General features: G+C 35.9%; 12 protein-coding genes and 2 pseudogenes. 10 read left to right on the forward strand and 4 right to left on the reverse strand.

Translation table 11 applies throughout. From position 1 onward, the window contains the following. Positions 1-29 precede the first annotated feature (29 nt). Complete coding sequence (locus ACP6PM_RS23780; RefSeq protein WP_426589058.1) at positions 30-254, forward strand: hypothetical protein; 225 nt, start codon at positions 30-32, stop codon at positions 252-254. Positions 255-258: 4 nt separating this feature from the next. Here the strand turns inward: ACP6PM_RS23780 and ACP6PM_RS23785 are convergent, their stop codons facing one another. Together ACP6PM_RS23785 and ACP6PM_RS23790 are read right to left on the reverse strand one after the other, a co-directional pair. Then, the gene (locus ACP6PM_RS23785; protein ID WP_426589022.1) at positions 259-1,056 is read right to left on the reverse strand and encodes a pentapeptide repeat-containing protein; all 798 of its coding nucleotides are present in this window, start codon (positions 1,054-1,056) and stop codon (positions 259-261) included. Positions 1,057-1,286: 230 nt separating this feature from the next. Then, complete coding sequence (locus ACP6PM_RS23790) at positions 1,287-1,901, reverse strand: hypothetical protein (RefSeq protein ID WP_426589024.1); 615 nt, start codon at positions 1,899-1,901, stop codon at positions 1,287-1,289. A gap of 113 nt (positions 1,902-2,014) precedes the next feature. On the opposite strand from ACP6PM_RS23790, the gene ACP6PM_RS23795 reads away from it, so the two are divergent. After that, the gene (locus tag ACP6PM_RS23795) at positions 2,015-2,428 is read left to right on the forward strand and encodes a GPW/gp25 family protein (RefSeq protein WP_426589025.1); all 414 of its coding nucleotides are present in this window, start codon (positions 2,015-2,017) and stop codon (positions 2,426-2,428) included. Between the two features lie 388 nt (positions 2,429-2,816). Next, positions 2,817-5,156, forward strand: coding sequence for a putative baseplate assembly protein (locus ACP6PM_RS23800; RefSeq protein ID WP_426589027.1), 2,340 nt, complete (start codon positions 2,817-2,819; stop codon positions 5,154-5,156). 22 nt (positions 5,157-5,178) lie between these two features. Here ACP6PM_RS23800 and ACP6PM_RS23805 read toward each other — a convergent pair. Together ACP6PM_RS23805 and ACP6PM_RS23810 are read right to left on the reverse strand one after the other, a co-directional pair. After that, a pseudogene (locus ACP6PM_RS23805) lies at positions 5,179-5,317 on the reverse strand (IS1 family transposase); the annotation flags it as partial. A gap of 103 nt (positions 5,318-5,420) precedes the next feature. Then, a pseudogene (locus tag ACP6PM_RS23810) lies at positions 5,421-5,989 on the reverse strand (IS1 family transposase); the annotation flags it as partial. 795 nt (positions 5,990-6,784) lie between these two features. Between ACP6PM_RS23810 and ACP6PM_RS23815 the strand changes: the two are divergent. The 7 genes from ACP6PM_RS23815 to ACP6PM_RS23845 all read left to right on the forward strand — a co-directional run bounded on the left by ACP6PM_RS23815 (position 6,785) and on the right by ACP6PM_RS23845 (position 24,454). Continuing rightward, the gene (locus tag ACP6PM_RS23815) at positions 6,785-9,274 is read left to right on the forward strand and encodes a hypothetical protein (protein ID WP_426589029.1); all 2,490 of its coding nucleotides are present in this window, start codon (positions 6,785-6,787) and stop codon (positions 9,272-9,274) included. Between the two features lie 29 nt (positions 9,275-9,303). Then, a complete protein-coding gene (locus ACP6PM_RS23820) occupies positions 9,304-12,639 on the forward strand; it encodes a COG1470 family protein (protein WP_426589030.1) in 3,336 nt (1,111 codons plus the stop codon). Positions 12,640-12,976: 337 nt separating this feature from the next. Beyond that, positions 12,977-14,941: a tetratricopeptide repeat protein gene (locus ACP6PM_RS23825; protein WP_426589032.1), complete on the forward strand. Its 1,965-nt coding sequence runs from the start codon at positions 12,977-12,979 to the stop codon at positions 14,939-14,941. 215 nt (positions 14,942-15,156) lie between these two features. After that, positions 15,157-17,628, forward strand: coding sequence for a protein kinase family protein (locus ACP6PM_RS23830; protein WP_426589034.1), 2,472 nt, complete (start codon positions 15,157-15,159; stop codon positions 17,626-17,628). Positions 17,629-17,651: 23 nt separating this feature from the next. Beyond that, a complete protein-coding gene (locus ACP6PM_RS23835) occupies positions 17,652-17,804 on the forward strand; it encodes a hypothetical protein (RefSeq protein WP_426589036.1) in 153 nt (50 codons plus the stop codon). After that, positions 17,804-18,571, forward strand: a complete 768-nt coding sequence (locus tag ACP6PM_RS23840) for a phage tail protein (RefSeq protein ID WP_426589038.1) — start codon at positions 17,804-17,806, stop codon at positions 18,569-18,571. Before ACP6PM_RS23835 ends, ACP6PM_RS23840 begins: the two co-directional genes overlap by 1 nt. A gap of 42 nt (positions 18,572-18,613) precedes the next feature. Further along, positions 18,614-24,454 (forward strand): hypothetical protein, encoded by a 5,841-nt coding sequence (locus ACP6PM_RS23845; protein ID WP_426589040.1) that lies wholly within the window; start codon positions 18,614-18,616, stop codon positions 24,452-24,454. Positions 24,455-24,562: the final 108 nt, after the last annotated feature.

Consider the following 24,562-nt stretch of genomic DNA (forward strand, 5'->3'; position numbering starts at 1 on the left):
ACATACTCCCACACTTACTCGCAAGAGAAGTGTGGGCTTCTGGTCAGTGTGGGTTTAACAAGCTATACGATCCTTCTATTTGGCGTAAAACTAGAGAAGATACTGTTACTTCAATTGGATTTGGGATTTGGGTTCATACTCGCAAAGAAAATACTGCTGCACAAAGGGCTGGGTTGGCGTTGGCGGAGCCTAGCGGCAGCTATATCGCTCCTTGGAATTGGAACGACCTAATTACTTATCCCACACTTTGCTGATGCACTACCGATCTTTCTTGTAAATCCTAGGAAGTCCCTTAGCATCTGTGAAATTAACATTCTCTATAGCAACTTTATTGAAGTTAATTCCTTTTAGGTTTGCATGACTGAAGTTGGCATAGTTAACATTTGCATGACTCAAATCTACATAACTTAAATTCGCATGGCTTAAATTTGCATAACCAAGGTCAGTATATCCTAAATCAGCATAACTCAATTCTGCATGACTTAAATTCGCAATAAATAAATTGGCTCGTCGCAGTTTAGCATAGGTCAAATTTGCACTATCTAGTTTTGCCCCCTTCAGGTTTGCACCTTCTAAATTAGTTTTTACCAGTTTAGTTTTGCTGAAGTTAACATTCTCTAAATTAGCACCTGCTAAATTTTGACCGCTCAAATCCTGTGTCCAAACTTTTGAATGATTGACAATTTGCCAAACTAGATACCATTTTGGATCGACTAATTCTTCATTTAATTGAGTATTTCTGAGGTCAGCTCCTGCTAATTTTGCTTGGCGTAAGTCAGCATTTTGTAGATTTGTATCTCGCAGGTCAACATCTCGTAAATCAGCTTTTCGGAGGTCAGCATTCATCAAATTTGCCCCTCTGAGGTTTGCTCCTCTAAGTTTTGCTTTCCTTAAATCAACATTCTGAAGAAATAAACCCTGAAGATCCGTGTCTTTCAAATCACAACCACGACATTCTCTTTTTTGCTGTAATTTCTTTACTACTTTAGGAAGTTGGGAGGAGACGGGTATTGCTAAACCAAATACCAGCCACGGAATTATTATAATCACAGCCATTATTTTGCAAATTTTGTCAAGATTCTGTTTCATTAATCAGTTTGAAATTTATAATTTTTATTCTAAAGTTTCTTTGGGTTATTGAACGTTGGATAAATCACCTAACGACCTGCATTTTCAGAAGCCAAATCAGGCTTTACCTAACAAATAATTTAAAGCTTTGAAGGATTTTTTTTTAGTAAACTACCAAGTTATTTCTATGGGAATCATTCCCAAATTTTCAGAAAATATTATAATTCAATTTTTACAGCCTGTACTTGTTCTGTTAACTGGTCAATCTCTTGTTCTAAATTTTTCCAATTTACAGCTCCCTGAAATGAATTTGGGAAAGATTGTAATTGTTTTTCAAAGTTCAATAAATCTTTTAATAGTTCTAGTTTTTGAGTGTTATCATAAGAGCTATTAAGAACTTTATTTTGCATATCCTTTAACTCTAAATCAAGATTTAATCTTTTTTGTTTAACTCGCACTTCTTGTTCGGCTATTTCAATTTTATGCCGCATAGCTAGAAAATTTTCTCGCCATTTATTCAAGGATGAAATTAAATCTTGAATCGTTTTTGATGGTCTAGCACTGCCTTGAGTAACTTCAATAATTCGACTTAATTGTTCTTGAACTTTCTTTAATGTATCAATTTGATTAACGGCTGTAGCACGGGGTTCTAACTGTTGTTGAATTTCTACTTGGAAACCATTGCAGTTTTGCCCAATTTCTGTCATTACTTGAGCAATTGATAAAATCGACTCAACTGTCTCTTGGGACAAACGACTATCACCCAGTTCAGTTAGTTCCTCAGTTTGCTTATAAATTGCGTGAAAGTGCTGTGATTTGTCAATTTGATTCATGGCCACTCCCAAAATTTTTAGCTTGAGTTAACAAAAAGACTTTTTCTGACCCTAGATATAGCTTAATATAGTCAGCATTAGTAATTAGCAATTAATGACAATTAAAGACCAAAATGCCCCTGGCAAACAACAATCAACCTCAAGATTATATCGGATCGGGCATCGCCTTTCCCGGTCAAACCAGTGTTACTGGAGAAGTATTGCTCAGTTCATCCACTCGTAATATTGAAGAATCTATTTGGATTATTCTCACTACCGATATTGGAGAGCGAGTTTATCGTCCTGATTTTGGTTCTCGCCTCTCAGAATTGGTGTTTGCACCTCTGAACCGTGAAACCCTTTTACTTCTGCGTCTCTACGTCGAAGAAGCTTTAGAAATGTGGGAACCGCGTATTATTCTCAAAGAGGTCCGAACAAACCCAGATCCGATTAGAGGAATGGTAGAATTAGAAGTTATCTATCAACCTAAAAACAGTTTTGAAAGTCGTAGTTTTGTTTATCCATTTTACCTAGAAGCAAGTAGTTAATAACCTAAAGTAATTTGGAATATTTCGAGTAATTTTAAAATTAACTACAACACATTAACTGCAAAATGACACTACTAATAAATTTAGTTTTGTATATCCAAAATATAGCCATGATTACCGAAAAAATTTGGTTTAAAGCCTCCCCTTTTAAGGGAATAATATAATGAATAATGAATAATTACCTCTTCTTATAACGGATAGGATTGGCGCTCTTGGAATTTTTTTCTTCTTTCTCCATGAATGGAGAGGCTTTATACCTTTATTTTTCGGTAAATATCAGTTTAATGAAAGTAATTATTTTTTCTAAAATATAATCAATAAAGTCATTTTTTTTCTGAGTTGTATATATTTTTAATCAACTCATTATTAACGTTTTATATTAACAATTATGGTGAACTTCAATTTCTTACCTAATTTACCCAAACCAAATCTTGACGATCGCAAATTTGAAGACTTAGTACAAGAATGTTTGCTGCGCATTCCTCGCTATTGTCCAGAATGGACGAACCATAATCCAAGCGATCCAGGCATTACAATGATTGAACTGTTTTCCTGGTTAACAGACCAGATGTTGTATCGATTCAATCAAGTTCCGCTACGCAATTATATTGTATTTCTGGAAATGTTGGGAATTCGTTTACAACCTCCAGCAGCAGCGCGAACACTGATAACCTTTGAACTAACAAAAGCACAGAATATCCCCTTTTCCATTCCTGCTGGGACAGAAGTTTCAACAGAACGCACAGAAACTGAAGAATCTATTATTTTTAGCACAGATAGGAATTTATTAATCGGAATTCCTCGGATCGAATGTTTTTTGAAAGCCAGAGAATATCATAATCATGGAAACCTCAGTAACGATAGTTTAGAAGCTATTTTCCCTCGGACACGATCGCTTTGGAGTCAGCAAGAAGATGGAGAATGGCTAAGTACAATTCGCACCCCAGTTTTCGAGCAACAACCCCAACGAGGTAATTGTTTTTATCTTGTGATTAAACCGAAAGCAACAGGAGAAGAAAATTCCATTGAAGGTAATATTCTCGCCATCACCTTTAAAGGACAAGCTGCTGCTGCCACTGGCATCGATCCGAAAAATCCACCCCGATGTTGGGAAGCTTGGAATGGTCAAGAATGGGTTTCCGTTTTGCGACAGGAAAATGACGATCGCACTCATGGATTTAGTTTTACAGAAATTGCTCAACAAGGCCCAAACCCAGAACAAGGAGCAGATGTGATTTTGCATCTTCCTGGCGATTGGCCAGAGGATAATTTAGGCACCCAATATCAAGGTCATTGGATTCGTTGTATTTATCGACAATTGCAGGATAATGACCCCCAAGAATACGGTTATAGTAGTTCTCCTTTGATTTTTGGTTTGTCGATCCGGGCTATTGGTGGGGCAGTTCCCGCTACTCAATGTGTTTGGGTTAAGGATGAACTACTGGGGGTGAGTAACGGTAAACCAGGTCAAGTCTTTGAATTGCAAGGAACACCAGTTCTCGAACGCTCCAGTACAGAGTATATCGAAATTCAGCCCCCCGGCGATCGCCAACCCCGCGAACCTTGGACAGAAGTATCAGATTTCGCAGATTCTAGAGCAAGCGATCGCCATTACATTATTGATTCTCAAACGGGTCTTGTTCAATTTGGCCCCCTAATCCGCGAACCAACTCAACTCCGGCGACAAACTGAGGTACGAACTCGTTTTCAAACTAGCGATCGCCTCCGGACTCAGCTTAACGGGACAGAAACTGCTGTGAATGCCCTTCCTCCAATGGATGTTGAGACAGAAGCCAATCCTCAAGAGCGTCAATATGGTCAAGTACCACCACCAGGAGCAGAAATTTATCTGAAAGCTTACCGTACTGGAGGAGGAACTCAAGGTAATGTTGAGGCAGAAATGCTGACAGTATTGCGTTCAGCAATTCCCTACGTTAAGCAGGTAATAAATTATGAAGCAGCGACGGGAGGCACGGAACCGGAGTCTCTAGAAAAGGCAATTTTGCGAGTTCCGGGACTATTGCGCTCTAGTCAACGGGCCATTACTCGCAATGATTTTGAATACCATGCAATGCGAGTTCCCGATGTAGATGTGGCTCGCGCTCATTGTTTGGATGCGAACATAGAAATGGATAAACAGTGGACAGAGCCAGATGCTATTAAACCTGGTCAGGTGTGTATTTTAACAATACCACAGGCAGATATTCAAGATTTGAGTCGGGGTTTATCTCCCCAGGAATTAAAGCTAAATGATGAGGTACGAACAAAAATTAAAGATTATTTGAACGAGCGCAAACCTTTAGGAGTACAAATTCTGCTGCGGGAACCGAAATATATTGGGGTTAAAGTGAAAGCAATGATTATTGTGGGCCAGGATGCGGATAAAGGATATGTTAGCTCTCAATTTCTGAAACGATTATATCGGTTTCTCAACCCCATTACAGGGGGAACTGAAGGTCAAGGTTGGCCATTAGGACATCCGGTTTATCCATCTGATGTAATTGCCTATTGTCAACAATTTTATCAACAAATTCCCCATGTGCGTTATTTAAAAGCGGTAGAGCTGAGGGGAATTCGTCAACAAGATCGAGAAAACTGGAGTGTTGCACCTATTCCCGAACCAGTGATTTATCCGAGTGAATTTGGAGTGGTCTGTTCTTGGGATAATCAAGCTGAAAATGAGGAACGGAGAACCGCTCATGAGATAGAATTAATACTTGATAATTGACGGATTATTGGGCGTTGCTGAATTAAGGGATGAATCTAAAGGGAACAGGCACATCCCAAAATTTAAGGTAGTGAATTAGCAGTCTAATAGAATGTTTGAGCATCTCTATTGACGAGCGAATAGCATAGTGTCTTGCGATGTAAGCGAGCTAGATAATGTCTTATATCAAGTCTCATTAATTAGCCATAATAAAAATCTTTTCTCTGATAAATTTCTCCCTGTTCCCTCAATTTTTTATTGTGGGTATTCAAAGAGACATGATATTAGACGTGTATTTTCTCCCTCAACTCTGGTCATGTAGGTCTTGCTCACAATCTGATCACCCCATACGAATATATAGGGGGTAAACTTTTAACCCATCAGTAACATAGAAGAAGCAATGCCATAATTTCACAATCTGCCACAAAGGTTCAAAAGTCTTGGCACTATGGTCTCCTACCACCCAAGCTAAAATACCTGGTTGAAAGTGGTTAACTGCTGTCCAAACCCAGATTTTGTTTTTTTTGACCCGACAAAAGTTTGTAGCTCGTCAAGTTCCCCAACTGAGGGAATATCCTCCGGGTCATAGGCATCTGGTAACTGTTGTCCCACTGCCATTACCCATCGGATAATCGTGGTATGGTGAATTCCTGTAACCCTCTCTATAGCTCGAAAACCCATACCATTGACATACATTCTGAGACAGATAATACGAGTATCATCACTGTATCCTGGTTGAATTTGGGGATTGGATACAAACTGACGACCACAATTAACACAGATGTGGCGCGTGCTTCCCACGTCTATGACCAATATACACGAATATGAGTAGATTTGCAGTCTGGACATTCCATGATTTGCTCCCTTAGTTATTCCTCTGTCAAACCATATTATTCATCCCGCAAATATGCAACGCCAAAAATTGTGGATATTATTTTATCCTCATTTCTAAGGTACAGAATTGGGCTTTTTTGTCTCCTCAAATGTTAAGTAATATTTCGCCAAGAGTATCCAAAAGAGGAAAATAGGCTAGAAATAGCAGGGTATGGCACAAAAAATTCCCACAAGTTACAGATGAGTAAGTCCAACTCCAAGCCTAAGTATAAGTTGACATCCTCCCCGGCCTAAAGGCACAGGGATTCCTACCGAGCCGTAACTCCTCGGCGAGTTGACACTTCATCGACTACAGCTACCTTGACGGTAGTCTTACGCTTGCCTCCATGTCCGCGAGAGAGTCTCGGAATGCCCTCCCGCGACTTATCAATAATTTTTATAGGCGCTTATTTTTGCCCTCAAGTTTAAGCTGCTCATTGACCTGAAAGCTTCCCTTGTTCTACTCTCAACTGAAGGAGTTTCAACAAACATCTTCTTTTCTACAGTATTTATGATACAAGGCGGGTATATAACCAATTTCATTATAACATACTATAGTAAAGTCGCCCGCTTATGGGCGAGGTTTTAAACCCAATTTTTCGGTAAAAATTTGTTTTGAATATAATACCTCTTTTAAGAACAGAGGTAGTCTGACATTATTTGAGATGGTAAATCAGAAAGCTACAAAGTAGAAATCTAGTCAACGCCTTCAGTGGAGAGTTATCATAATTGCTCTTAGTGCAAAAAAGTTTCAAATCAACCTTATTTAGAATAATATGATAGATTTTGTTAGATTAGAACTTGAATCGCAATATATTAAATTTCAGCCTGGTTCACCTGGTTATTTCAAAGCCTATGTCACAAACTACAGCCAAGATTTTTATAGTTTTTATCTAGATATAATGATACCTGGACTCGATCCAGAATCTAAGATAAAATGGTACAGCACAAAGCCTGAAGTTGCTACCAAGAAACCTCCAGGTGCAACAACTGAATTTACAGTCAATATTCATCGTTCTCCTCGTTCCGGTTATGAAAATCAATTAAAATTAACCGTTAGAGCAATTGCTATAGAAAATCCACAACTTTTCGCTACAGAAACGCTGACTTTAAAGTTGGAAGCACCCATAAAACCTCTATTATTAGAGATTCTCCATCCTAAAGTTCAAGGATATCCCGACGAAATTATTGAAATTCCTGTTAAGGTCTCAAATTTAAGTCAAGATGTAATGGCAGTAAATTTGACGTTTCAAGGAGAAGAGAAGTTCGATCCAAACTGGATCATTGATGGAACCAAAAAACAAATTACAGAACTTAATCCAGGTGAACCCCAATTTGTGACTTTTGAGTGTAAACCACCTGAAAAAGGGAAAGCTTTGAGTCAAACTTACAGCTTTAGAATCATGGCTCAAGCTGATAGAGTGATTCAACCTGAACCGGAAGTTTCGGGAAAACTTGAAGTTTTACCGAAGGGAATTATCAATTGGGAGTGTTACCCTACTGAGCAGGTTTTATCGGGTATTAGATTGAACAACAGCGTCAATTATCAAATTCAACTCGATAATTATAGTAACATGATTCAAGATATTAATTTTGATATCGTTGAAAGAACCAAACAGCCTCATCATCTTACTATTTTATCAGAGCAAGGACAAGAACAAGAACTCTTTGTCGAATATGACGGACAGCAATCTCGCTATCTTTATACTGGGTTTAATTTTTATACAATCTATCCAGAAGAATCAGCTATACAAAAATTGAAAGTGAGTCAAGTTCAGTCTTGGTTGGGGATGGGAAATAAACTTCAATTCAACCTGAAACCTTATTTATTAAATCAAGATAGAGAAAATAATACCTCAGTATTTATCAAGCCTGAAGCTCAAACAATTACTCTAGATGTTAAGCCTATTATTCCATTTTGGTTGCAATTATTAGTCTTACTGCTAATGCTTTTGTTTGGAGCATTGTGGTGGTTACTCACACCAAAAAATCATCATACTGAGCCAGTGAATTCTGTTGCTTTTGACGGTAAAGCTAATACCGTGATTAGTGGTTCGAGCGATCGGAGTATTCGCTATTGGCAAGTGGAGGGAAATCAACTTGAACCTCCACAAGTCATTACTGATAACAATGAAAAAGCGGTTCGTGTTGTTCGTTTTTTGCCGGAAGATAATCAACAAGTTGCTGCCGGTTTAGAGACCGGAGAAATTAATCTTTGGAATGTTACGAATCAACAGAGACAAGGAACCCTTTATATTGATGAAAATAAAAATGACCGTGTTTTTGGCTTAGAGTTTACTAAAGATTCTAGTTATTTATTAAGTGGACATGGGAGTGGAATGGTGCGAGTCTGGGATTTAGAGGCAATTGACTCTGGCTTGAATTCATCAGAGATACCAACTCGTAAGCAAAAAAAAGACTCTGGACTTGAACCTCTTGCTGAAACTTATGACCTTTATAAAGATAACCAGAGAATTGGTCGAGAATTAATTTTTAAACAACCTTTTGCATTACTAACTCTAGCTGTCAGCGAACGTCGAAATCAACCTCGATTAGTCTTTTTTGCAGGTCAGTATAATAAGTTAGCAATTTGGGAAAATTGGGAAACCTGGCAGAAATGGGAAGAATTTGACGCAGATTACTATTATTACAATTATTATGATTTCACAAGTTATAATGATTTTCTACAACAACAAAAACAACAATTAAAAACCAGGAATAAGCTGTATTATCTCCCTTATAGTTGGGAAAATAAACCCGGTAAATTGATTAACCAATATAATTATATTACCAGTCTAGCAACTCATGAAGAAATTAATAATACTAGCCTCCCAAATCTATTAGCTAGTGCAGACACAGAGGGATATATTACGTTGTGGAACCTTGATAAAATTCGTCAATGTATTGAACAGTCGCCAGGAAGGGGTGAGACTCTGAATTGTTCAGCAGTTCGTATAGACCAGTGGGAAAATGGTCATAAAGGCCAACCAGTTCGGACAGTTGCATTAAGTCAAAATGGCTGCTATCTTGCGAGTACTGGAGATGATGGACGAGTTATGTTATGGTCACTCAATCCCAATGGAGAACGAGTTACCAAAAAGGGAAAAGTTGTAGCTCAATTTCCAGACACTAGACTCAATAGTGTCGATATTAAAACCTTTAACGAAGAAATTCGCCTGACATTTGATGGAGAAAATCATTATGTAAATATCAAAAAAATTAAGATTAAAAATGAAGACTGTATGAATGAACGAAAACCTCGGTAGTGAGTCTAATTTAACTGGAGATATTCAGGATGCAATCAACCCGGACACCCATTTTTATACAGGAAGAGTCTCAAAAAAGCCTCAAGATTTTACGAGGTTTAACCGAGAAATATCGCTTAAAAGTTACCAATTATGATAGCCAAGAATTAAATATTGTCCTTTGGATCAAAGCAAACGATCCTCGTTCAAAGCCGATAGAAAGATGGTGTACAATTATAGATGAGCGATCGTCGATTAATAATCGTCTCCGACTGAAGCCAGAGGAGTCTCAATCAATTGATCTTCAATTTGAAGTTCCCCAGCAAGCCTCGCCAGGAACTTACCACTACACCGTATTTGCTGAAGCACCTGAACAATATCCCGATCAAGTTTTTCGTCGTCCTCAACAACTTCGGGTTCGTTTAGAGCGGGAAACAGAGTCAGACTATGAACCTGAATTTATCCTTCCTTCTACTAATCCAAATAAACCTCATGAACTTCAAGCGGGAGAAAAAGTAGAGATTCCAATTCAAGTAAAAAATCGCTCAAAATTAGTGGATCGATTTTATATTATTTGTCCGGATCTAGACGAAGATTGGTATGATGTTCGTTATCCTGAAGTTAATACAAATCTACCTGGATTAATTCGCGAGACAGATGGACTTGAACTTAACCCGGAAGACCCTCCAGGAGAAATTCAGTTAATATTGCATCCGCCTAAATATACTCCTGCTGGAAATTACTTTCCTACCATTCAACTTATTTCAAAAAATAATGAGTCTCAGCTTATTATTCGAGTCTTTTATTTATTAATTTTACCAGAATATAATTTACAATGTACGCTTCAACCGGCTAAAAATAAAGTCAAAAAAGGTCAAGCTGATTTTGATATTAAATTAACTAACGAAGGGAATACCAGACGCGATTTGACTTTAGCGACAAACTTTATACAGCAAGAAAAGCTTTGGAATTATGTTCTATCACCGCAGTCAGATGTACGAATTTTTCCGAGTAAAAGCAAGACTATTAATTTACAAGTTCAGCGGAAAGGTTGGCGATGGCGACGTTTAATTCCCAGACCAGCTTTGGAACTTCCGTTTGATGTTGAGTTAGAGGATGTTCAAAATTTACCGTTAGAGGAACCCTCACTAGAAGGAATTTTAGTTTGGGATAAAAGTCCTTGGTGGCATTTATGGTTATTGATTTTATTGGCATTAAGTCTTTTGTTAGGAACGGGATTAGCAATTTGGTGGAAATTCTTCAAAATGCCACCTTTGCCTAAAATTAGTGAATTTAGCACAATTAATCAATTATCAAAATATCAAGAAGGTGTACCGATTCAAATTAAGTGGAAAATTCGTCATCCTCAAGAGTTAGAAAAAGTTGTTTTTACTAGGATTGATAGCCAAGGAAGTAGTGACTTAAAAAGCTATCCATTTGAGAATAAAAAACTTAATTTACCAGAATTAGTTAATAAAAATCCTGAATGCAAATTGATTGAAGATCGCCATAGTAATCTGTTTGAAAGAAATATTAATAAGGTATTGAGAAAGTCTTCATTAACTACTGAAAGTGACAGCCAGAATCAAAAAGAATGCAAAATTGAAGCTCAGAACAAGAGTCAATGTGCTCTTGAGTGTACTCTGACTCAAGAGATTCTTCCTCCTGATAAATATATTTTTGAAATAGAAGCTTTTCCCAAATCTATCGATCGCCTATTTAGAAAACGTTCATCAAAAAAGGCTTCTGATTCTAGTAAGACTGATACAATTGAAGTTACTGCTAAACCTCAACCTATATTATCTCAAATTAATAAGATAGCTTCTTCTAAATCAACTTATTCAAGAATTCAACAAGAAGAAATTATTCTGCAATTTGATATTACAAATCAGAGTCAATTAAATCAAATTGAAATTATTACTCAAGATGGCGATCGAGTTACCAGAGCTGCTTCTTATTATATTCTAAAAAATGGTCAAATTCAGCCGAAAGATGTCAAAAATCTTTGGGGTGAATTGGTTTGTCCAAAAGTTGCAGATAAATCCAAGGAATTAAGTTGTCAATGGCGCTTAAATACTCGCTTGATTGAACCGGGAAATTATACATTCAAAGTAGCAGTTTACTCTTTATCAAACCTAAAAGAAGCTTCAGATTCTCAAGCATTACAAAATACTATCGTTGTTCAGCCGGCACCTTTACCTGAAATTGGGCAATTTACAGCATCAAAAGCGGTTTATGAAGAAGCTAAAAAAGAACCGATTATTCTGCAATTTGATATTAAAAATCGTAGTCAATTAACTCAATTTGAAATTATTACTCAGGATAATAATCAAGTTACAAAATCTGCTTCTTATTCTTATATTCAAGATTTAGAAAAGGCTCAAATTCTGTCAAAAGATACCAGAAATCTTTTGGGTAAGTTGGATTGTAAAGTTGCAGATAACCCCGAAAATTTAAGTTGTCAGTGGAGCTTAAATACTGGCTTGATTGAACCAGGAAATTATACATTCAAAGTAGCGGTTTACTCTTTATCAAATCCGAAAGATCCTTCAGATTCTCAAACATTACAAAATACTATTGTTGTGCAACCAGAACCTTTACCTGAAATTAAGCAATTTACAGTATCAAAAGAGGTTTATGAAGAAGCTCAAAAAGAGCCGATAAAATTAAATTGGGTAATTCAAAATCCTAACCAAATTAAATTATTCATTATCACAGCTCAAGATCGAAACGGTTCTAGTCAAGAGATTCAAAGATATCAATATCCTAGTCAAGTTGGCTCATTTTGTTCAATTTCTCAAGCGGTTGACTATCTACTGATTTGTAGAGATGTGCCAATGAAAAACTTTCCCCCTGGAGAACATACATTTCAGCTTGAAGTTATTCCTAAAAAAGCAGAAGAAAATGTCAAGTTTACTAAAACTTCACCTCCAGTTAAAGTAACGCCAATACCAATAAAGATTGAATTTAAAGTTAACGATCGATTGATTACTAAACCTGTTGTAAATTATCCACCTATTGCCATTAGTTCACCCGTATTTATTCAATTAGGATGGAAAGTAGAAGGTGGAGAGGGAATTCAAGTTGAATTACAACCTCTTGCTGATGTTGTAGAAAAGGAAGGTTCAATGACTTATATGATTAGCCAAGCTCCATTTTCTGAAACAATTACTTTGCAAGTTACTAATAGTTTAGGAGAACAAGAAAGTCGCTCTGTTATGATTCAAACTTATCAGTCTAGTAGTTCTAGTCAGTCTAGTAGTCCAAGTCAATTTGCTTTGCCCAAAACAGGAGAATTGGAAACACCTGATTCAGGTGTTGTTCAACCTGTACCGACTCAACCAGGCTCTTTAGAACCCATAGAAATTCCGCCGAAATCGGATTAAATATGGACGTTATGTTACAAACAAGAAAAGAGTCAACAATTAATAATTAATAATTAATAATTAATAATTAACAATTACCTCTCCTTGAAAAGAAGAGGATTGACTCATTGGATATGGTGAGGAGACCTGTTCTTGAAGACCTGCTCTGAAGTGCGCCATCCCACCCTACGGGAAGCTCCGAAGATCGACCGCTTGTTTCTCCTTTAAAGCCTCTCCTTTAAATCTTAATTATTCGGTGATTTTAAAAATAAAAAAAAATTATTAAGCCAACCATTAAATTAAATTAAATGAATTACGTTTAATGTACTTTAGTAAAAGCAAAATATAAATATAAGAGATGAAATTATTATTATTGTGGATTAGTATTATTGGTGTTGGACTTGGGTTTTTTATTCAAACTGCAGTTCCAGCGATGGGTGAATCGAAACTGGCAGAAAGCTCAGTTTCAGAAGCTCAAAAGGATGCAGTATCTCAGCTTCCAGACTTTGATTATAATAATGTGAAATTTTGGCAAGAACTCTGTACTACTCTCGAACAAGCTAAACAATATTCCGAAGCTGTAGCCGCTTGTCAAAAAGCGATTGAACTGAAGCCGAAGCGAAAAAATTTAGAAATTTGGATGAGTTTAGGCAATTCATTACAACAGTTAAAACAGTATCCCCAAGCCTTAGTTTCTTATAATTATCTATTGCAGCGAGAACCTAAATATTCTCAAGTTTTAGTGCAGCAATGTCAAATATTTTTAGCATTAGAGCAATACGAAAAAGCCCTCAATACTTGTGAACAGGCAATTCAAATTGATGGAATTTGGGGTCGTAGTAGTCCTGCTGAAGCGTGGAAACATCGAGCAATTGCTTTGGGGAAATTGGGAAAATTAGAAGTAGCTGAACTGGAAGGGTTAGGACAACAGGATGTGGCAAAAGCGCGTGAAATTAAACGCGTTGAAGATGTGATTAATTCTTATAGTCAAGCCTTAAAAATCACCCCTAATTCTTCCTTTTTTCTGACTAAAAAATGTGGTTTATTGATTGAAATAGAACGCTATACAGAAGCTCTTGAAAATTGTGAATTAGCGATCGCTGTGAACGAAAATTGGGAAACTACTACTCCAGCTCAAGCTTTAGAACATTTGTTGGTAGCGCGTCAAGAAGTAACCACATCCGATCCCCTTCTGGTTATTAATTCAGCAGAAGAAGCAGAAGAAATAGTCAAACAACTTCAAAATTTAGTCCGTTTTTATGAAAAAATTTTAGCGGATAATCCTGAGAATGCCAAAGCTTGGACGAAACAAGGCATTGCTCTACAAACTTTGGGACAGACTGAACGAGCGTTAACTTCCTATAGTCGCGCAGTTCAGATTCAACCTAACTATTCTCTAGCTTTGGTGAACCAGTGTGAAGTGCTGAATCAACTAGAACAATATGAACCCGCATTAAAAGCCTGTAAAGCAGCTCTGGAGGGCGATCGAGATTGGGGGGATACTCGTCCGGCCAAGGCTTGGAAGCAGAGAAGTACTGCTTTGGCTGGCTTAGAACGTTATAATGATGCTTTAGGCTCTGCAGACCGCGCTATTGAATTGGATGAAGACTACGCGGAAGCCTGGAACAACCGAGGTATGATATTATGGCATTTGGGTCAACTTCAGCAGGCACAACAACAGTATGAACTTGCGGAACTCAACTACAAACAGGGGCTTCAGTCTACTCATCGGGCTATTAAAATTAATCCTACCTATATTCGGGGTTGGTATAACCACGGTCGCATTCTCAGCGAGTACGGTCAGCTATTGAGTTTGCAGCGACAGAATGGATATAAAACTGAGAAAACCATGAATGTATTGGTATATAAAGCCTCAGTGGAAGCTTATCAGCAGGCATTAGGAGGTAATTTTACACCCAAGGATAATCTGTTCAAGGCCGATATTTTGGTGAATCAGGCTGTTGTTTTATGGCGGTTGCGAGATCCTCAATTGTTGGCACTTGCTCTAGAAGCAACTCAAGAAGCTGTTCAATTAAACCCCAAGTCTTTTGAGGCTTGGCATAACCGAGGGTTGATTTTACTTGAACTCAGGCAATATCAAGCTGCTTTGAATGCTTACACTCAAGCAGACGATCTGAGTCCTGAAAATGTTGGCGTGATTACGGGAAAAGGAATTGCCCTTTCTCGGTTGGGTCGCTATCAGGATGCTTTGGCGAATTTTGAACAAGCATTGAAACTCAATCCTGAGTATACCATAGCCCGCAAAGAGCGAGAAATTGTCTTACAAAATTTAACTACCCCGACGAGAAGTTCCGCGCTGTAATTTTTAACTTCCCCGACGGGATGAAAGTCGGTTCCAGTGTATCAGGACTTACGCAAAATACCAGGTCGTACACCACCTGTAGGGGTTAACGGCCGTTAACCCCTACTAGATAGCGGTGCGACCCCGCGTCGGCGTAAGACGCAAGGGAACGCGCACCAAGAGATTGTGGTTCTGCGTAAGTCCAGTGTATATTATTATAAGCAGGAGCGATCGCTATGAGATTATCAGATTTAGTAAACACAGTCAAACTCAGAGGAAGAGAAATTTTTACTTTCATTAACTATCCTGTTAATAGTTTTTTTCGGGTTGCTAGGCGTCAAGCACAGCAAATGTATGAACGAGCAGAATTTGGAGGAAACGAACGCAAAGATTCCCAAAAGCAAGATAGGCAAATTTTTCCACCTTTACCCAATTTTTTTCAAGACAAAAATCAAGACAAAAACCAAGTCGCATCGCCAAGTCAAGCTAGACCAAAACCCATAATTCCCGCAGAAACAGGAGGAATACAAACTTCCATTCAACCTACAATTTTAGACCAACCCATTTTTAGGGAACGTTCTCGACGACGACGCAAAGACCACAAAACTCAAAAAGTTCTCCTTCCAGATTATGAAATTCGGGATAGTTTTGGTCGCAGGTATAAAATTGGTCAGTGTCTGAGTCATTCAGCTCAAGTTCGTCAATATGAAGCCACTCCTACTGCACAGCAAAAGCAACAAGTATTGATTCAAGAATTTTTAACTCGAAGTCCATCCGATCGTTTACCTGAAGTTACCTATCAAAATGTAAAAGTTAAAGAATTTCGTTTACTAATTCCCATTGATGTTATTCAAGATTTCTATGAGGATAACGAACAAGATATCCGTTGGTATTTGATTCTTGAAAAAATTCCCAACAGTCTGACTTTACGACAATATTTGAATCAACGACATGAACCTTTAACGCCAGTTCAATTTAGTAAAATTCTGCAACAAATATTGCAAACTTTGGAGTTCTTACACAACTGTTATGAAATTCGTCCTTTTCAAAAGAACTTTAAAGGAATAGGTCATGGTAACCTCAATTTAGATAGTTTATTAGTTGTTTCTTTAAATTATAATAAAAAAGATAATGAAGAAGAAGAAGTGAGAATTTATGTAAGTCGTCTAGCACTATGGGAAAAATTAATAGAGACTTCAAACCCAGAATTATATCATCCATCTCTCTCCAAAAAAGCCGTTGAAAAAGACCTTAAAGATTTAGGTAAAATCAGCTATTTTTTATTGGGTGGAATTGAAGAAAATCCAGCTCAAGATTTAGAATGGCATGAATATTGTCATCCTCAAATCAAAAATTTCACCGTGCAATTATATTCAGGTTCCTTTAAAAGTGCAGCTCAAGCTCATCGAGAATTATTAAAGTTATCTTTAAACGATCCAGTAGATTCACCCCAAAGCATTTTTGATGATAATACAGATGTTGAAACCCCTCAACGTTCTTGGATTATTCCGATTATTCCAATCTTGGTGGCGTTAATGGCTTTTGGTACTTTTTTTGGGGGAGTATTGTATTTTTTATATCGTTTACAAACACCAAAAACAGAGGAAAAGATTATTCAGGAAGAACCAAAAATCAAGTCAATTGAGCAAGTAAATATTCCTCCATCTTTAAGTAATAAAAGAATCAGGTATGGAGCGGATAAAAGATGGAATATTACTTTGAAAACTCCAATAGGCTATGGTAGAAATCAACAGTTTTCTAAGCATTTGAATCTTCTCTCTCAAAATTCATTTAATTCACAGTCTCCAAATTCGTTTAATTTCAGTCGGACCGAAAGTAACAAAGAAACAAAAGAAGAAAAAAAAGAGCGTTTAGAAAAGACAATTATATCTAGTTTAAACAACTCTAAATTTATTGTAACTTCCCTATTTAACGATGAACTTCAGCTTTTAAAAAGTAGCGATCACTTAGAAATAGAAATTATTGCCTATGATGGTTTATTCGCTTATGTAGCTTTCAGTGATTTTCAGCGAGAAGGAAGTTTGCCTAAACTACTGTCTGGTCAAATTTCTCTCAAATCCCTCAAAAAACTCTATTCTAATCCACCCTTAACGCTAGAAGAGTTAGGAGTTTCTGATTCTGCCAATAATCAAAAAAATGTCAAAAGAAGTCTAATTTGTTATGAAACTCAAGAAGAAGTTTCTCTTGTATGTCCATTATTTGAAAACTTAGTTTTGAAAAATGCGCAGGAAAGAAGCAACTTTCTAAATCTTATTAATAAAGATCAAAATACTTCCATACAAACAGGATATAGTAAAGGAACGGCAAGAGCTTTAGCAGAATTTGAACAAGGCGGTCAAGTTGTGATTGGGATTGATTTATTTAGTAAAGTGTTTAATCAGTGTTCAGTCTATCCTTTAGCAATTGTTGGAGAAGGGAAACTGAAAGCAGTTCAACCAATTATGCAAAATAATGGTAAACCAATCACACCAGCAACAGATTTATGTATGGATAAAGGAAGCTACAAACCAAACCCTAAGATATTTAAACAAGGAGATTATCCATTAGGATATTCGATTGCTGTGATTTATTTAAAAGAAGGAAATAAAGATTCACCAGGTCGAGTGTTTTCTGATATAATGAAAACTAATGAAGGGCAACATCTATTACATTCGGCTGGATTAATTCCCATTCAATTGTCAAAATAAAGTTAGGATAAATCTTAATCAAAATGTCAGAAAAAGATTTAGAAGGTAAATTAATTGAAAAGATAATCAACGATCCAATTTTACTACGAAAACTCTGTGATAGAATTTATAAACTAATGGAAGAAGATATTCGTAATCAACAGGAACGTATTTGTAATTATCGGAGAATTTTATAATGAAAAAAAATCGTCAAGAACCTTCAGCCTATGAACTAAATTATGTCACAGCGAATAGCTTTTATTTAGAAATTGATAGTCAAATTTTAGCCTGTTTTAGTGAATGTTCTGGCTTAGGCGTTAATATTAAGCGAGAAACTTATCAAGAAGGAGGTGTTAACGATCAACAACGGATTATTTTAGGACAAGCCGAATTCACAGATATTACATTAAAACGAGGAATAACTGATGATTTAACTTTCTTAAATTGGATTGAGAAAATTTTACGAGATTCTCAAAAAATTCGTTTGAATATCACCCTGCTTCTATTTAATCAAGCTGGAGAAACGATGCAGTCTTGGACATTAATTGGTTCAGTTCCGGTTAGTTGGAAAGTATCGCCTTTTCAAGCAGATTCTAATGCTGTTGCTATAGAGGAATTAACTTTAGCTTATGAAGGTTTAACCATTTATAAAAAAGATACTTTAGAATCATACAAACGAGAATTCGAGCCAGCAAATCCACTTAATCGGAGTAGTTTAGGTTACTTTGCTAGTGATTTAGCAGATGTTGGTAGACAACATCTAAATCAAGCTAGTAGAACTCTTTCTAATTCTAGGAATTCATTAGGACAAGAAGTCAGAAATACGATGAACAATCTGGAAACTGAATACGATCAATTAAAACAACAAGGAATGGATTATGCTAAAGGAAAAGCTGCGCGAGAAATTGATAATTTAAAGCGAAAAGCATCAAGAGAACGAGATAATTTCGACCGCTTTTTATAAACGTTTTTTATAAAATTTAATTAATTAAGAGGCTGATTAATTATGTCTACATCTTCTCTAGGTTTAAAAAAATCTTTGTGTCCCCCGAAAAACCTGGGACAAAAGCGGATGTTGAAAGTTCGATCGCCTCTGATTCAAGCTTCTCAGTTAATGTTACCTCAAACTTTAGAAGAATCTGATGATTTTTTCACTTTTGCACAGGATTTTTCTCGTTCAGATTATCCTGAAAAACCAACTTCTATAACCAGTCAATTTATCGAAGACAATTTTGAGTCAGAATCTGATTCAGAAAATCAGATTAACCAGAATATAGCTGAAGTAAAAGAAGAACTTCAAACATATCCTTCAGCAGAAAAAAATATCCAAAATAATCCTCTTTCAGAACTTCATCCTCGCTTCGGTAAACAAATTATTCAAACTCAGTCACGCATTTTAACAACTGCTGCTGATAAAATGCTTTTTCCTCAGAGTCCTCAATTCTCAGACGATAAATTAAAAAAAAATCAATCAGATAATTTATCTATTGTTCAAGCGAAATGGGAAGGCGATATTTATAAACCTGTTTCCGAGCAAACATCTGTTTCTCAAGTAGATACTTCAAGCGATAAAAATCAGGCAATATCTTATTCAGTTATTCCTCAAATTACTGAAAATCAAGAAATTACAACCAATTCACCCGTAGTAGAAGAAAATAATATAAATAGACCCTCTTATTCTGAGGTTCAGCTTCATCCTTCAGACTCTACTATTACCCCCCAACAGTTAATTCCAGAGAAATCTAGTGATTTACTTCAAGAAAAATCCACAGTAAAATCACCAGAAATTACTCCTAAAATTTCAGATGAAACTATTGAAACTCAAGAGTTAACCCCAGAGCCAACTATTAACTTAGTTGAAGAAAAATCTACAGTTCAATTGCCAGATATAGCTCCTAAAGTTTCATCTGAAACTATTGAAGCCCAACAGTTAATCCCAGAAAAATATATTGATTTAGTTCAAGAAAAATCCATAGTTCAATCACCAGAAATCACACCCAAAATTTCAGATGAAACTATTGAAACCCAAGAGTTAATCCCAGAACAACCTATTAATTTATTTCCGAAAACTTCAACCATTCCAGCTTCTGAAAAAAATTTAGAAGAAGCGAATATAGCTTCAGACGAAACTCTTGAAACTCAAAAGTTAATTCCAGAGCAACCTAGTGATTTACTTCAAGAAAAATCCACAGTAAGATTGCCAGAAACTGCCCCACGAGCTTCAGATGAAACTATTAAACCCCAAGAGTTAATCCCAGAGAAACCTGGTGACTTAGTTCAAGAAAAATCCACAGTAAGATCGCCAGAAACTGCCCCACGAGCTTCAGATGAAAATATTGAAATCCAAGAATTAATTCCAGAAACACCTATTGATTTAGTTCCGAAAACTTCAACCATTCCCGTTTCGGAAAAAAATCTAGAAGAAACAAAAACAGCTTCAGATAAAACTATTGAACCCCAACAGTTAATTCCAGAACAACCTATTGATTTGGTTCAAGAAAAATCAACAATTCAATCTCCAGAAATAGCCAAAACATTTTCAGATGAAACTATTGAAAGCCAACAGTTAATCCCAGAAGCACCTATTGATTTAGTTCAAGAAGAATCAACAATTCAACCTCTAGAGATAAGCCCTAAAGCTCCAAACCAAACTATTAAAACTCAAGAGTTAATTCCAGAAAAAGCTATTGATTTAGTTCAAGAAAAATCCGTAATTCAATCGCCAGAGATAATTCCCAAAGCTTCAGATAAAACTATTGAACCTGAAGAATTATCCCTAGAACAACCTACTGACTTATTTCAGGAAAAATCAACGGCAAAATCACCAGAAATATTCCCCCAAGCTCTAGATAAAACTATTAAAACTCAAGAATTAACCCCAGAAAAAACTATTGATTTAGTTCAAGAAAAATCTATAATTCAATCGCCAGAGATAAGCACCAAAGTTTCAGATGAAGTTATTAAACCCCAAGAATTAATTCCAGAAAAACCTATTGATTTAGTTCCGAAGACTTCAACCATTCCCGTTTCGGAAAAAATTATAGAAGAAACAAAAACAGCTTCAGATAAAACTATTGAACCCCAAGAGTTAATTCCAGAACCACCTATTGATTCGATTCAAGAAAAATTCACAGTTCAATCACCAGAAATAGCTAAAACACCTTCAGATGAAACTATTGAATCTCAACAGTTAATTCCAGAAAAACCTATTAATTTAGTTCCCAAAACTTCAACCATTCCAGCTTCTGAAAAAATTGTAGAAGAAACGAATATAGCTTCAGATGAAATTATTGAAACTCAGGAGTTAATCCCAAAAAACTCTATTGATTCAGTTCAACAAAAATTTACAGTCCAATCGCCAGAAATCACACCCAAAGTTTCAGATGAAACTATTGAATTCCAACAGTTAATCCCAGAGATGTCTGTTGATTCAGTTCAAGAAAATTTGACAGCTCAATTACCAGAAATAGAAAAAACAGCTTCAGATGAAACTATTGAACTTCAAGAGTTAATCCCAGATTCACCTATTGATTTACTTGAAGAAAAATCTACATTTCAATCACTAAAAACAGAAAAAAAAGTTTCAGATGAGACTATTGAAACTCAACAGTTAATACAAGAACAACCTATTAATTTAGTTCCGAAAACTTCAACCATTCCAGATTCTGAAAAAAATGTAGAAGAAACGAATATAGCTTCAGATGAAACTATTGAAACTCAGAAGTTAATCCCAGAAAAATCTATTGATTTAGTTCAACAGAAATCTACAGTCCAATCGCCAGAAACAGCCCCAAAAGTTTCAGATGGAATTTTTGAAATCCCAGAGTTACCCGGTGACTTAGTTCAAGAAAAATCAACAATTAAATTACCAGAAACATCCTCCAAAGTTTTAGATGAAACTATTGAAAATCAAGACTTAATCCCACAGCTACCTATTGATTTAGTTCAAGAAAATTTGACAGTTAAATTACCAGAAACAGAAAAAAAAGCTTCAGATGACACTATTGAACCTCAACAATTAATACAAGAACAACCTATTAATTTATTTCCGAAAAATTCAACTATTCCAGCTTCTGAAAAAATTCTAGAAGAAACGAATATAGCTTCAGATGAAACTATTGAACCTCAAGAGTTAATACAAGAAAAACCTATTGATTCAGTTCAAGAAAAATCCACAATTCAATCACCAGAAATTACCCCCAAAGCTTTAGATGAAACTATTGAAACCCAACAGTTAATACAAGAACAATCTATTGATTCAGTTGCGAATACCTCAACTTTTCCAACTTCTGAAAAAAATCTAGAAGAAACAAAAATAGCTTCAGATGAAACGGTTGAAAACCAAGAGTTAATCCCAGAGTTAGCAGGTGATTTAGTTCAAGAAAAATCAACAGTAAAAATCCCAGAAATCACACCCAAAGTTTCAGATGATACTATTGAAAATCAACAGTTAATCCCAGAAATACTTATTGATTCAGTTCAAGAAAATTCGACAGTTCAATCACCAGAAATTACCTCCAAAGCTTTAGATGAAACTGTTGAAACCAAAGAGTTAATCCCAGAAAAACCTACTGACTTAGTTGAAGAAAAATCAGTTCAATCACCAGAAATAACTCCAGCAGCTTCAGATGAAACTATTGAAAATAAACAATTAGTTCCAGAGCTATCTATTGATTTAGTTCAAGAAAAATCCATAGTCCAATCGCCAGAAACAGTCCCCAAAGTTTCAGATGAAACTATTAAACCTCAGCAGTTAACCCCAGACCTCGCTATTGATTCAGTTCAAGAAAAATCCACAGTTCAGTCACCAGACATCACACCAAAAACTTTAGATAAAATTATTAAACATCAACAGTTAATCCCAGAAAAATCTATCAATTTATTTCCGAAAACTCCAACCATTCTAACTTCTGAAAAAAATCTAGAAGAAACAAAAACAGCTTTAGATGAAACTATTGAACCTCAACAGTTAATCTCAGAACAACCTATTGACTTAGTTCAAGAAAAATTTACAGTAAAATCACCAGAAATCACACCAAAAGCTTTAGATGAAACTGTTGAAACTCAAGAGTTAATCCCAGAACAACCTACTGACTTAGTTGAAGAAAAATCAGTTCAATTACCAGAAATAACTCCACTAGCTTCTGATGAAACTTTTGAAGATCAAGAGTTAATCCCAGAACAACCTATCAATTTAGTCTCGAAAACTTCAACCATTCCAATTTCTGAAAAATTTCAAGAAGAAACGAATATAGCTTCAGAGGAAACTCTTGAAATTCAACAGTTAATTCCAGAGCTACCTATTGATTCAGTCCAAGAAAAATCAACTGTTCAATCACCAGAATTTACACCCAAAGTTTCAGACGAAACTATTGAAACTAAAGAGCTAATCCCAGAGCAATCTCGTGACTTAGTTCAAGAAAATTTGACATTTCAATCCCCAGAAACAGAAAAAACAGTTTCAGATGAGATTATTGAATCCCAACAATTAATACAAGAACCACCTATTAATTTAGTTCCTAAAAATTCAATTGTTCCAGCTTCTGAAAAAAATTTAGAAGAAACAAATATAGCTTCAGATGAAATTATTGAACATCAAGGGTTAATCCCAGAACCACCTCTTGATTTACTTCAAGAAAAATCTATAGTTCAATCGCCAGAAACAACTCCCAATGCTTCAGATGAAATTATTGAAAGCCAAGAGTTAATTTCAGAAGAAAATATTGATTTAGTTCAAGAAAAATCCATAGCTAAATCCCCAGAAACAGCTCCAAAAGTTTTAGATGAAACTATTGAAACTCAGCAGTTAATCCCAGAAGTGCCTATTAATTTAGTTGAAGAAAAATCCAGGGTAAAATCTCCAGAAATAACCTCCAAATCTTTAGATAAAACTATTGAATCCCAAGAGTTAATCACAGAAAAAACTGGTGATTTAGTTCAACAAAAATCAACAGTTCAATTCCCAGAAAAATCCAAAACTACTACAGAAAATTTACCTTTACCACAATCAGAAATTACTGATGCTATTCCTCAAGAAATAACAGAGAATCAAGTCTCTCAAATTCAACCTCGCTTAAATCCTGAAAATTTAACTAACCTAAATCCCTTTCAATCTCATTCTCCTTTAGCTCAACAATCAGACTTTATTCAATCCCAACTGATGAATGAATTTTTTGAAAGTTTATCAACTTCGGAAACATCAACTGACATAGGTTCTTTTCAACCTTCTAAAAACCAAGCAACTCCTCAAATTCCAGAAGTTTGGTCAAATCAATTTCAGTTAATAGATGAAAGTGTTCCAGTAATAGATAACAGACAAGAAACTTGGTCAAATATAACAGAATTTCTAAATTACGATCGCTTTAATCCATCATCTAATTCTCAGTTGCCTCTGGAAATTTCTGAATTAATTACAATAGGAAAAGAACAATCTATTCCCGAACTTCCAACATCTATTTCAAGTTCTTCAGCAAAAGTGGAGAAAGTGATTGGAGAAGATGGAGAAATTACTGTAATTGATGAGGAACAGTTGGAAATGTTGGCGCGAAAAGTTTATAATTTATTAAGACAACAACTTGAATTAGAACGAGAACGTCATGATTTTAAAACAGGTGGCTCTTTGCCGTGGTTGGATACTATTAGTCAAACCGCTCCTATCAAAACACCAGGGTTTTCTTCAAGTCTAAATCGTCCCGGACAACTTCAATCACAAACTGGGGCAACGGTTTCTTTCGTTAATTATAAATTACAAACTCTTACTCGAAAAGTTTATCAACTCTTACAATTAAAAATAGAGATAGAAAGAGAACGTTTAGGACCTTACTACAGAGGTAACTTACCGTGGTAAATATATTAGGACTTACGCAGTACAACGTATTTTCGTCATTGCGACCGACAGGGAAGCAATCTCAAATCCTAGTTTTTCCTACCTCATGCGTAAGTCCTGTATATATTA

The organism is Dapis brunnea BLCC-M229, from assembly GCF_050015995.1.
Lineage (GTDB): Bacteria > Cyanobacteriota > Cyanobacteriia > Cyanobacteriales > Microcoleaceae > Trichodesmium.

Excerpts from the sequence above, each read along its gene's own strand:
- ACP6PM_RS23785 (WP_426589022.1), bottom strand. The coding sequence starts at position 1,056 with ATGGCTGTGATTATAATAATTCCGTGGCTGGTATTTGGTTTAGCAATA.
- ACP6PM_RS23790 (WP_426589024.1), bottom strand. The coding sequence starts at position 1,901 with ATGAATCAAATTGACAAATCACAGCACTTTCACGCAATTTATAAGCAA.
- ACP6PM_RS23795 (WP_426589025.1), top strand. The coding sequence starts at position 2,015 with ATGCCCCTGGCAAACAACAATCAACCTCAAGATTATATCGGATCGGGC.
- ACP6PM_RS23800 (WP_426589027.1), top strand. The coding sequence starts at position 2,817 with ATGGTGAACTTCAATTTCTTACCTAATTTACCCAAACCAAATCTTGAC.
- ACP6PM_RS23815 (WP_426589029.1), top strand. The coding sequence starts at position 6,785 with ATGATAGATTTTGTTAGATTAGAACTTGAATCGCAATATATTAAATTT.
- ACP6PM_RS23820 (WP_426589030.1), top strand. The coding sequence starts at position 9,304 with ATGCAATCAACCCGGACACCCATTTTTATACAGGAAGAGTCTCAAAAA.
- ACP6PM_RS23825 (WP_426589032.1), top strand. The coding sequence starts at position 12,977 with ATGAAATTATTATTATTGTGGATTAGTATTATTGGTGTTGGACTTGGG.
- ACP6PM_RS23830 (WP_426589034.1), top strand. The coding sequence starts at position 15,157 with ATGAGATTATCAGATTTAGTAAACACAGTCAAACTCAGAGGAAGAGAA.
- ACP6PM_RS23835 (WP_426589036.1), top strand. The coding sequence starts at position 17,652 with ATGTCAGAAAAAGATTTAGAAGGTAAATTAATTGAAAAGATAATCAAC.
- ACP6PM_RS23840 (WP_426589038.1), top strand. The coding sequence starts at position 17,804 with ATGAAAAAAAATCGTCAAGAACCTTCAGCCTATGAACTAAATTATGTC.
- ACP6PM_RS23845 (WP_426589040.1), top strand. The coding sequence starts at position 18,614 with ATGTCTACATCTTCTCTAGGTTTAAAAAAATCTTTGTGTCCCCCGAAA.